At 38.9% G+C, this 11,024-nt stretch carries 10 protein-coding genes and 1 rRNA gene; 2 read left to right on the top strand and 9 right to left on the bottom strand.

Features of this window, described 5'->3' with window-relative positions:
• Positions 1–15: 15 nt before the first annotated feature.
• From ligA to ABDZ91_RS09960, 6 genes are all read right to left on the bottom strand, one after another.
• Positions 16–2,019: an NAD-dependent DNA ligase LigA gene (gene ligA, locus ABDZ91_RS09935; protein WP_343798578.1), complete on the bottom strand. Its 2,004-nt coding sequence runs from the start codon at positions 2,017–2,019 to the stop codon at positions 16–18.
• A 370-nt stretch (positions 2,020–2,389) separates the two neighbouring features.
• Positions 2,390–4,615, bottom strand: a complete 2,226-nt coding sequence (pcrA, locus tag ABDZ91_RS09940) for a DNA helicase PcrA (RefSeq protein ID WP_343798581.1) — start codon at positions 4,613–4,615, stop codon at positions 2,390–2,392.
• Between the two features lie 68 nt (positions 4,616–4,683).
• Entirely contained in the window at positions 4,684–5,379 is a 696-nt protein-coding gene (pcrB, locus tag ABDZ91_RS09945; protein ID WP_343798583.1) for a heptaprenylglyceryl phosphate synthase, read from the bottom strand.
• Positions 5,380–5,512: 133 nt separating this feature from the next.
• On the bottom strand, positions 5,513–5,815 hold the full coding sequence (locus ABDZ91_RS09950; RefSeq protein ID WP_343798584.1) for a YerC/YecD family TrpR-related protein: 303 nt from the start codon (positions 5,813–5,815) through the stop codon (positions 5,513–5,515).
• 15 nt (positions 5,816–5,830) lie between these two features.
• Positions 5,831–6,916, bottom strand: a complete 1,086-nt coding sequence (locus tag ABDZ91_RS09955; RefSeq protein ID WP_343798585.1) for a DUF3048 domain-containing protein — start codon at positions 6,914–6,916, stop codon at positions 5,831–5,833.
• A gap of 132 nt (positions 6,917–7,048) precedes the next feature.
• Positions 7,049–8,788, bottom strand: coding sequence for an adenine deaminase C-terminal domain-containing protein (locus tag ABDZ91_RS09960; RefSeq protein ID WP_343798587.1), 1,740 nt, complete (start codon positions 8,786–8,788; stop codon positions 7,049–7,051).
• A gap of 112 nt (positions 8,789–8,900) precedes the next feature.
• Between ABDZ91_RS09960 and ABDZ91_RS09965 the strand changes: the two genes are divergently transcribed.
• On the top strand, positions 8,901–9,194 hold the full coding sequence (locus tag ABDZ91_RS09965) for a YgaP family membrane protein (protein WP_343798589.1): 294 nt from the start codon (positions 8,901–8,903) through the stop codon (positions 9,192–9,194).
• A gap of 32 nt (positions 9,195–9,226) precedes the next feature.
• Positions 9,227–9,340 (top strand): EYxxD motif small membrane protein, encoded by a 114-nt coding sequence (locus ABDZ91_RS09970; protein WP_343798591.1) that lies wholly within the window; start codon positions 9,227–9,229, stop codon positions 9,338–9,340.
• Between the two features lie 91 nt (positions 9,341–9,431).
• On the opposite strand, the gene ABDZ91_RS09975 is transcribed toward ABDZ91_RS09970, so the two are convergent.
• The 3 genes from ABDZ91_RS09975 to rrf all read right to left on the bottom strand — a co-directional run bounded on the left by ABDZ91_RS09975 (position 9,432) and on the right by rrf (position 10,905).
• Positions 9,432–9,638 carry an NETI motif-containing protein gene (locus ABDZ91_RS09975; RefSeq protein WP_343798593.1) on the bottom strand — a complete coding sequence of 69 codons (207 nt, stop codon included), beginning with the start codon at positions 9,636–9,638 and terminating at the stop codon, positions 9,432–9,434.
• The gene (locus ABDZ91_RS09980) at positions 9,635–10,177 is read right to left on the bottom strand and encodes a DUF2179 domain-containing protein (RefSeq protein WP_343798595.1); all 543 of its coding nucleotides are present in this window, start codon (positions 10,175–10,177) and stop codon (positions 9,635–9,637) included. Before ABDZ91_RS09980 ends, ABDZ91_RS09975 begins: the two co-directional genes overlap by 4 nt.
• A 611-nt stretch (positions 10,178–10,788) precedes the next feature.
• Positions 10,789–10,905 (bottom strand): 5S ribosomal RNA (gene rrf / locus ABDZ91_RS09985).
• Positions 10,906–11,024: the final 119 nt, after the last annotated feature.

The raw sequence follows: 11,024 nt of genomic DNA on the forward strand, positions 1-11,024 counted from the left end.
CCTATCCACCTCTTACTATTTAAGTTCTTCCAGAAACCGTTCCTCATTCCAAACTTCAATGCCTAACTGCTCGGCTTTTGTCAGTTTAGATCCAGCTTCCTCTCCCGCTACAACTAAATCTGTTTTCTTACTCACACTTCCCGTTACTTTTCCACCAAATCGTTCTATATGTTCCTTGGCCTCGTCTCTTGTTAACTGGGTGAGCCTCCCTGTTAAAACAACGGTTTTCCCAGAAAAATAAGAGTCTATATCCTCAACAGCAACTTTCTGTGGCCCTTTATATTCCATATTAACACCAAGTGTCTTTAATTCCTCTATTAATTCTTGTGCTTCATCTAATTGAAAATAGGTTGCAATTGAATCAGCCATCTTTTGGCCAATCTCATGAATATTGCATAATTGTTCTACTGAAGCTTCTTTCAATACATCCATGGTTCTAAATTCAGCCGCTAAAATTTTGGCTGCTTTAGCTCCAACATGGCGAATTCCTAAACCGAATAGCAACTTTTCAAGAGAATTAGATTTCGACTTCTCAATCGCATCCAACAAATTCTGAACGGACTTCTCACCCATTCTTTCGAGTTTGATGAGGTCATCGAACTGTAATCGATACAAATCAGCTACATCCTCAATGAGCTTTTCTTTAAAGAGTTGTGTAATCACCTTTTCACCAAGTCCATCAATATTCATGGCATCGCGTGAAACAAAATGGATGAGGCCTTCTCTAATTTGGGCTGGACATTTCGGGTTAATACAACGAACCGCTACCTCGTCATCGATAGAGACTAATTCACTTCCGCATTCCGGGCATTCTTTTGGCATTTCAAATACAGTTTCGTCTCCCGTTCTTTTATCTGCTAAAGACCTCACAACTTCAGGGATAATATCTCCTGCCTTTTTAATAACAACATAGTCACCAATTCGAATGTCCTTTTCTCGAATTAAGTCTTCATTATGTAGAGAGGCTCTTTTCACGGTTGTTCCAGCTACTTTGACAGGCTCTAATTCTGCAGTAGGCGTCACAGCACCTGTTCTTCCCACATTTAATTCAATGCCAATTAGCTTTGTTACGACTTCTTCTGCAGGAAATTTGTATGCGATCGCCCATCTAGGACTCTTAGCGGTAAATCCAAGCTCTTCTTGTTGATGGAAGGAATCAACCTTAATGACAATTCCATCAATTTCATAAGGAAGATCTGCTCTTTTCTCAACCCATCCATTTACATAGTTCACCACATCATCAATTGTGGAACATACTTGTCTCTCTGGGTTTGTTTTGAAACCTAATTTGTCTAGTAAATTTAGTCCCTCACTATGGGATTCCACACCAGTTGTGCCTAAATCAGCAATACTATATAAAAATACATCTAAGTTTCTGGACGCAGCAATTTTCGGATCCAACTGTCTTAGAGAACCAGCTGCTGCATTTCGTGGATTGGCAAAAGGCTCTTCACCATTTGCATCTTTCACTTCATTTAATGCTTGGAAAGAGCGCTTCGGCATATAAGCTTCACCTCTCACTTCAAATGTGAGTGGTTCTTTTATTTTTAGAGGGACCGATTTAACTGTACGGATATTGGCAGTGATATCCTCCCCAGTAGTACCATCGCCACGCGTAGCTCCCTGAACAAATAAACCATCTTCGTATCGTAAAGAAACAGCAAGTCCATCAATTTTTAATTCACACACGTATTGATAATTCTCACCAATGGCTTGTTTTACTTTCCGGTCGAAATCTTTCAAATCATCTTCATTAAATGCATTTCCAAGACTTAGCATAGGTGTCCGGTGCTGTACCTTTTCGAAGGCTTCTAACACTTCTCCCCCAACACGTTGAGTTGGAGAATCAGGCGTCCTTAAGTCTGGAAATGCCCCTTCTAATTGCACGAGCTCTTTTAGTAGCTGATCGTATTCACTATCGGGAACAGAGGGTTTGTCTAGAACATGGTACTCATAATTGTATTGGTTAAGCAGATTATGTAATTCGGTTACTCTTTTTTCTGCCACGCTACGCTCCATCCTAGTTCCTTCCTTTCTGGCTTACCTCTTTTGTTTTGGCTGTTTAGTATAATGTTTTGCTTTGTAACTAATTTGACTCCTAGAATTATAGGTGTTGATTTCCGTTGCAGGTGCTTGCTTTCCGCGGGCGGTCCGGGAGCCTCCTCGTCGCATTCGCTCCTGCGGGGTCTCCCTTGTCCCTTCCTCCCACTTTCCACTGCTTCCATCATTTCTTCATGGCAGTGGAAATGAGTCAAGCACCTTCCACTCCAATCAACTGCAGTTTACTTTAATTTAAAATAGGCAATAATCTTTACAAAGAAAGCATTTGTACTATGTATTTTTAGGCAATCCTTAGGCCCATTACGTACCCTTAAATTGCCTAAATGAATTATCCTTGTACTTTCTCGATCGGTGCAAATGAAGCTAGGAGTCGTTTGATCCCTTGGCTAGGAAAAGCAATATCCAGCTCTTTTCCGTCTCCTTCGCCTCTCACACTGACAACCGTTCCAGGGCCCCATTTCTTATGTTCAACCTTGTCTCCTACTTGCCAATCTTTTTCCTCATTACCGGTCTTCTGTGGCCTCATAGTAGGCTGCCCAGTTCTTCTTGGATAAGATGCTCCTTGATTTCCAGTTGCAAATGGAGAACTCGATTTTGCTTGCGGTGGATTTACATACTCAATAAGATCTTCCGGAATTTCCTGAATGAAACGACTTTCAGGATTCATGTTCGTTCTACCAAATAGTGTACGCATTCCAGCACTTGTTAAAAATAGCTGTTGCTCTGCTCTTGTTATTCCTACATAAGCTAACCGACGTTCTTCTTCCATCTCTTCTTCTTCCATTAAAGAACGGCTGTGAGGGAACACGCCTTCTTCCATTCCAATTAAAAATACGACAGGAAACTCTAATCCCTTCGCTGAATGTAGAGTCATAAGCGTGACAGCACCTTGATTCGTTTCATCTTCATCCAAACGGTCAATGTCTGCAACTAAAGCTAAGTCTGTTAGGAAGGCCACTAAACTCTTATCCTCTTCACTACGCTCTTCAAACGTTTTTGTAACAGAAATAAATTCCTCAATGTTTTCCATGCGGCTCTGCGCTTCCAGTGTTCCTTCCTTCTTCAACATTTCCTCATAGCCTGTCTTCTCAATTACTTCCTCTGCTAATTCTGTAACCGAGAGATAGTCTTGCATGTTGGTAAAATGGTTAATAAATTGGTGGAAATCAGCAACGGCTTGCGTAATTTTAGGAGAAAGTCCAATAAAATCTACTTCCCCTAGTGCTTGGAAAAGACTTAAGTCTCGGTCCGCGGCATAATTTGCAATTTTATCAAGGGAACCTGAGCCAATTCCTCTTTTCGGAACATTGATAACCCTTTGTAAGCTGATATCATCATCTGGATTTGAAATGAGTCGCAGATAGGCTAAGATATCTTTAATCTCTTTACGATCGTAGAACTTTGTTCCCCCAACAATGTTATAGGTAATATTGGATTTAAGTAATACTTCCTCCATTACACGTGACTGCGCATTCGTTCTGTATAAGATGGCAATATCTGAACTCGAAAGTTCCCCAGACTTCACCAATTCGTTTATCTTTCCTGCTACAAATTGAGCTTCACTTTGTTCATTCATCGCTTTGTAGTAAGCAATTTTATTCCCTTCACTATTTTCAGTCCAAAGGTTTTTGGCCTTCCGATTAAGGTTATTTGAAATGACATCATTAGCCGCCTGTAAAATCCGCTTTGTAGAACGGTAGTTTTGTTCTAACAGTATCACATTTGCCTTCGGATAATCCTTCTCAAATGTTAAGATATTCGCTATATCTGCTCCACGCCAACGATAGATAGACTGATCAGAATCCCCTACGACACACAGGTTTTCGAACCTTTGTGCTAACTTTTTAACGAGGAAGTACTGTGCACGGTTCGTATCCTGATACTCATCTACGTGAATATATTGGAACTTCCTTTGATAGTGTTCCAACACTTCCGGTACTCGATCGAACAATTTTATGGTAAGCATGATCAGGTCATCAAAATCGAGTGCATGGTTTTTGCGAAGACGCTTTTGGTACTCTTTGTACACTTTTGCAACCATTTCATCATAATAGCCGCCTTGTTTCTTTTCAAACGTTTCAACATCAATTAGTTCATTCTTAGCAGACGATATTGAACCTAAGAACATTCTAGGGTCAAACTTTTTTGCATCAATATTTAAGTCTTTTAAAATGGCTTTTAGAACAGATAGCTGATCTGTTGTATCTAGGATAGAGAAATTTCGGTTGTAACCAATCCGGTCGATGTCGCGGCGTAGTATACGTACACACATCGAGTGGAAGGTTGAAATCCACATCTCATCCGCGGCGGACGCAACAATACGTTGAAGACGCTCTTTCATTTCTCGCGCTGCTTTGTTTGTAAAGGTAATCGCTAGAATGTTATATGGGTTTACTCCTTTTTCCACAAGTAAATACCCGATGCGATGTGTTAAAACTCTCGTCTTACCACTTCCCGCTCCTGCCATTATTAACAAAGGACCTTCAGTGGTCTTTACAGCGAGCTTTTGTTGATCATTTAATCCGTTTAGTAGTTGGTTTGTTAAAAATTGCATACTTACTCCCCTCACAATAAGAACGTTTGTTCTGTTAACTATATCATAACTCTCTCAAGAGTTGAACGTTACTTTTTCTTTGTTTCTTTTACTGCCTGTACGGTGTGTAAGGCTGCTTTTAAATCGTCATAAACGATATTTCCTACAATCACAACATCGGCCAATTCGGCCATCTCTTTTGCTTGTTCAGCCTGATGGATACCCCCACCATAAAAGAGCAACGTATTCTGTAATTTACGAGAAACTTGCCCAACTAAATTCGAGTCCCCGTACATACCGCTATATTCCATATAAAAAATGGGTAACTTAAGCATGTTCTCAACCATCATGGCGTATGCTAGGACATCTTCGTCACTAACACTCTCTGAATTCGTTTCTTGAAAGGCTTTACTATCCGGATTTAGCATACAATAGCCTTCAACAAACATTTCATCCCAATTGATAAAGTCACCGTACTCTTTAACAGCTTCTTTATGTAGACCTGTTATCCACTTGGGATCGGAGCTATTCAAAACAGTTGGAACAAAATAAAAATCGAAACCTGGTGTAATAGAATCTAAATTGGATATTTCTAATACACAAGGTACAGAAAATCTTCGAACACGAGCTAAAATATCTAACGTATTTTCAAGCGTTACTCCATCCGTTCCACCTACTAAGATGGCATCCGTCCCCGAATCACATACTTTTTCTAATTGTTCATCACTAATTTCTTTATTCGGATCTATTTTAAAGACATGTCGCCATTCCTTTATATTGTACATGGCAGGTAAACCCCCGTTTCTACTCACATGAAGACATTATACCATTGTAACCACCTCTATCCCAAAAGGGAATCCATGTATTTTTTTACATTAAAATAAAGAAAAACTCGCCACTTGATCGGCGAGTTTTGTATTATACTTCTTCTTGTTCTTTGATTCGATCTAATGCCATTGTGTATGCATCGTTTCCATAGTTTAAGCAACGCTTAACCCTTGAAATTGTCGCAGTACTAGCACCTGTCTCTGTTTCAATTTTATGATAGGTTTTTCCTTCTTGTAGCATTCTAGCAACTTCGAGACGTTGTGCTAAAGATTGAATTTCATTCACAGTACATAAATCATCGAAGAAACGATAGCATTCTTCAAGATCTTTTAAAGATAATACGGCCTTAAACAGCTGGTCTAATTCTTTCCCTCTTAATTTATCAATTTGCATATTTGCTCTCCTCTTTTATGATTCCGATTGAATCGTAACAGCTTGCGATAATCCTGGACTAATTGGAATAACGTTAATCCACGTTTTACCTTTTGCCAGTTTTGCAGGCTGCCCATTTTCCATTGGGACGATTTGTCCGTTCACATTTTTCCATTCAATCTCACGCCACTTGCCTTTTTGCACTAAGTAAGCTTTTCCACCAGTAGAAAAATCAATGTCTCTACGACCTTTATTATTCGTAGTCACTACATGTGGTGCTTCCATTATCACAATATTATCTAACATCACAGCTTCATCTGATTTGTGGTCTCTTGTTTGAGTACCATTTGTATGCCGACTGTATTTCTCAGTCTCAGAGTCATATTCATACGTTGCATCGTACAAAGATGAGTTATAGGAAACCGTTATTTTTGTAGCCAAATCTCCTGCAATCACTTCTTCTTCTGTATCCGTTAGGAAGGATAAACTTGGTGGTAAAATCTCCATATCATACTTTTTCGATTCTGCACCTTTTTTAATGTTTTCGAAAGTTATATATGAGTTGTGGGGAGCTTGTCTATCCGAAGAACGGTAAAACAGAGTCCCATCATAGTACATACCATTTAGATTGGACACATAATCTGTATCAGACATTACCTTTGCTTCAGGACTAAATCCATGTGCAATATATAAGCTGTTGTAGCCCTTTGCTATTTCCATAAAATAATCTCTGGCACTACGAACTGGTCCCACTTCAACTGGATACTCACTTTGGAAAATAGCTAAAAACCTAGTGATATTTCCTTCAGTTAAAATTTCGAAAACAAGATCTGCTTCAGGTAATCCTGTTTGTGGTCTCGCATGAATATCATTGTTAACCATGACAGCAACTGACCTTGCGTTAATTTCTTCGTTTGTTCCTTCACCTGATAAAGGATAGTGGAAAGAAAACTGTTCCACTTCTTCTTCCTCTTCCTCATTTACCGTTTCATCCTCCGGTTCCTCTTGGACTGGAGGTGATGTATTTTCTTCAGGTGCCGCATCCTCTTCAGGTTTACCACACCCCACTAATAGAAGTCCTACTCCTAAGAAAATCCCCAATATTCGCTTATTCAAAATCACGTAACTACACTCCTAGTTGTTTTTTCCACTCCCTGGATTAAGATACTAACTAATCTATGTAGAAACTGCGTAATGTCTTCCTTCACACCACAGTTTCACTTTTTAGCAATAAAACTTTCACACGTTACTATTTTAACGCATTACGCTAGGAAACAATACCATTTTTTTCATAACATCAAAGATTCCTTGTTGCGTAATCCGTATATAAGGAAGGTGGGTGGATGAGAAAAATAATAAAGAATAGATTGGCTCATCAAACCGATAGCCTCTATCGGCTAAAAGCTCCTTTAGCTTTGTTTCTTCCTCCATTAACTCTTCCATCGGCTTATCTGACATAATTCCGTGTAATGGTAGCGCTATTTCATGAATGACTTCCTCATTCTCCGTTAATACGATTCCACCACCTAATTCTTTCATTCTCTTACAGGCCACTAATAAATCTTTTTTACTTTTTCCAATTAAAATGATATCTCCGCTGTTTGAAAAAGTAGATGCAAATCCACCAAGCTGTGTAGCAAACCCTTTCAACATCGTATTCACTTTCCATTTCCCTTCCCGGTCAACTAGCATAAAGAAACATTGATCTTGACTCTCAGGAAGTTCCTCAACAGACACATCTAAATTTACGGAATAAGGCTTTGTTATGACAGCATTAACCATTTCAATTCCCATGGCCATAGAAAATTGAAGATCATCCATAGATAACTCCCAATCACTATCATATGGCTGAAGTCCATAGTGGCTCCATTTAATGTCATATTCTCCGAACGTATTCTCACTATTCCTTTTAACCCATTTTCCTTTGGCTAAAACTGAATGTGGGGTAGGATCCTTTTCACTACGTAAGAAGTTAATGTTGGCTAAACGACCGGTGGTAATGCTTCCTAATAAGTGATCAAACTGATAATACCTAGCCACGTTAAAGCTTGCCATTAAATACGCATCAATTGGAGAAATCCCTGCATCTAAAGCGATACGGATCATTTGATCGTGCATTCCACCACTAGAAAAGCTTGGTGGTGATCCGTCAGTAGTTAAGAATATCTGGTCGTAATTATCTATGCCTAACTCCTTCATTTCTTTTAAAAGATTCGGTAAATCCGGGCGAATAGATGAATAACGAAGAGCGACAGAATACCCGTGCTGTAGTCGATTCCACACCTCTTGACCTGTCATCGATTCGTGATCTGCGTCTGCTCCCAGTAACTTGAGCTTCACCAATGTTCTTTCAGAAGCTCCTGGAAAATGACCTTCTACACGCTTTCTTTGTCGTTTTGTTTCCTGTATCCAATGTAGAAGTAAGTCATCACCTTGAAGAAGACGCGGCCAACTAGTTAATTCACCTGCTTGAATGACATCTTCTCTCTCTAACCAAGCTTTAATCGTTTGATGTGAGTAGATTGATTCCTCATTAAACAACTCTGTTTGGGAGTCAAAACGGCACCACCAAAACATGGAAACAGGCAACTTTTTCATTTCATCCAAGAAGGAAAACGCTTTCTTTTTATCGTTTAATAAAGCAAGAAATAAATTGTCATTGATTAGTGTTGTTGTTCCGGTTTGGGATGCATAGTTAGCTAGCGTCAGGGGATTATATAACTGAAATGGATGTGCGTGTGGTTCTATATATCCAGGTACGAGCCAATCATCTTTACAATCAACCACTTCGCATGTTTCCAGGTTCTCTGGTAGTTTTTCTCCCACATAAATAATCCGATCTTCGTAAATCCATATATGTCCATTTAACCATTTCTTAAAATATGGATGCAGGTAGCGTGCATTTTTTAATAATAATGTGGGGGATTTAGACCCATCGATAATAGCAGTATGTTCTCTTTGTTGTTTAATTTTCCAATGATTATCTTGTCTCATTGCTACTTCTTCCCCCTTAAGAAACTTGTCTGTATTGGTATTATACTAACATATTTTGAATATTAACGCATTAAAGAATTGAAATTTTTTACAAATTGAAAGGAGAATCATTATGTTTCAAGTAAAGCCTAACATAGGGATTGTAAATGCACTTATTAGAATTACATGTGGCCTCACCATGCTTTCATGGGTAACTGCCAAATTAGTAAAAAGACCATGGAGAGATTCCTATTTAATCGTTGCTGCTATTGCTGCTATGAAGGTAGGAGAAGGAATCGTCCGCTATTGCCCAATAACTGCATTGTTTAAAGAAGGGAATATGAACATAAACATGTTTCAAGACTTAACGAATAACAAGGACCAGGATCAACCGCCATCTACTACTTCTTATGGTTCTGTCGACTAATCCTACAACTGAAATGGAGTTGAAGACCTGAAATGTTCTGGGAATATTTGACCGATATGTCATTCGTCCTAATTACTGTCATTGGTGGAATCGTGGCCTTAGCGTATGTATACATCCACAAATCAAGGAAAAAGGCTAGGGATTAGAACTACATTACACATCCTTTAAAGTGGATGTGTTTCTTTTTGCATAAAAAAAGCCAAGCTTCTAAATAGTATAGAAACTTGACTTTTCCTTTTATTCTTCTTTTAATTGCCCCTGAAATTGGATTTCACTTTTTATAGGAATAACGTCTTTTTGACCATCTTTTATAATTTCTTCAAAAACTGGTTTCTCAAGTCTTCGAATAGGTGTGTAGCCCTCTTTATCCATCCGATTTAAACATTCACTTACCGTTTCATTTTCTAGTACAGTAAACCACTTCTTCTTTGGATTCTTACTCATTTAAACAACTTTCCTTTACGTACACTTTTCACCCAGAAGCCACCATGGATAGCTTTTGGTTCATAGGCAATAATAAATGCTTTTGGATCCAACTCTTTTATTGTTTCGTAAAGCCTTAGCTCATACTTCCTAGGTGTCAAAATTTGCATAGCAACACGATCCCCTTCACGGCCATTCGCCATCCAATTTGTTACACCGTAACCTTTATCACGCAACTCTTTTGGAAGGTCCTTTGCGTCCTCAGTTGTTATTACATTTACTGTAATATATCCCAACGCTAGCTTCTCTTCAAGCTTCATACCAGCCAGAACTCCTAGTCCATAACCAACTGCATAAGCAACTAGGTTTTGAATCTGATTTAAGTTATCTAATACTAACCCTAAACCAACAACATAAATCACAACTTCAAACATACTAATAACTGCTGCTAAATATCTCTGCCCTTTCAACGTTAAAATCATCCGTATCGTAAAAAAAGAAACATAGACCACATTTATGATTAAAATGATAGCTACCATTATTAGACCGTTCTCTAGCATTCCAAATCCTCCTTTACAGCAAGCAACCCACTATGGACTGCTGACAATCTATTGTACTAAACATCTTCCCTTTTGCGAAGGATTTCAACCCTATTTTTGTACATTTGTCCTTCTTAATTCCATAAGAACATTAAATTAAATGAAAGGCTTTGTACTATTGATATGTAGTATTAACAGTTTCTCCTTTTATGGAGTTTTTATAGGAGGGGAGTGAGATTTAGTGTGTTCTCTCTTTTTCGGAACTCAGGCTACTCTTTTCGGAACTCAGGCTACGGGTGTACTCACATTCGTACCCCCGTAGCTCTTTACTAACCGGAATTTTATAAATAGAGTACTTGGTAACCGGCTTTTATTAAATTTAATTCAAGGGCCGGTTATCTTTTTGGTGCTATCGGAAAAGTTTAGCCCACTATCAGAACTAATACATGCTCTAACAGAAAACTTAGTACCGCTATCGGAAGTTATGCCCCATCTATCAGAAAATATTAGACCACTATCGGAAATATGTAGACATCTATCAGAAAACATGATGCTTCTATCAGAAAAAGTTCATCTACAGGTTCCCATTACCCATACAAAAAAGCAACCTAATGATTAGGTTGCTTCACATTACCTGGCAACGTCCTACTCTCACAGGGGGACAGCCCCCAACTACCATTGGCGCTGAGAAGCTTAACTTCCGTGTTCGGGATGGGAACGGGTGTGACCTTCTCGCCATAGTTACCAGATCTATTTAATTAAATTCATTCTCTCAAAACTAGATAACTGACTAATGAGGTGTAAGGACCGAATCACCATGTAATTGGTTAAGTCCTCGATCGATTAGTATCTGTCAGCTCCACACGTC

It is taken from the genome of Bacillus carboniphilus (genome assembly GCF_039522365.1).
In the GTDB taxonomy this organism is placed as follows: domain Bacteria; phylum Bacillota; class Bacilli; order Bacillales; family JC228; genus Bacillus_BF; species Bacillus_BF carboniphilus.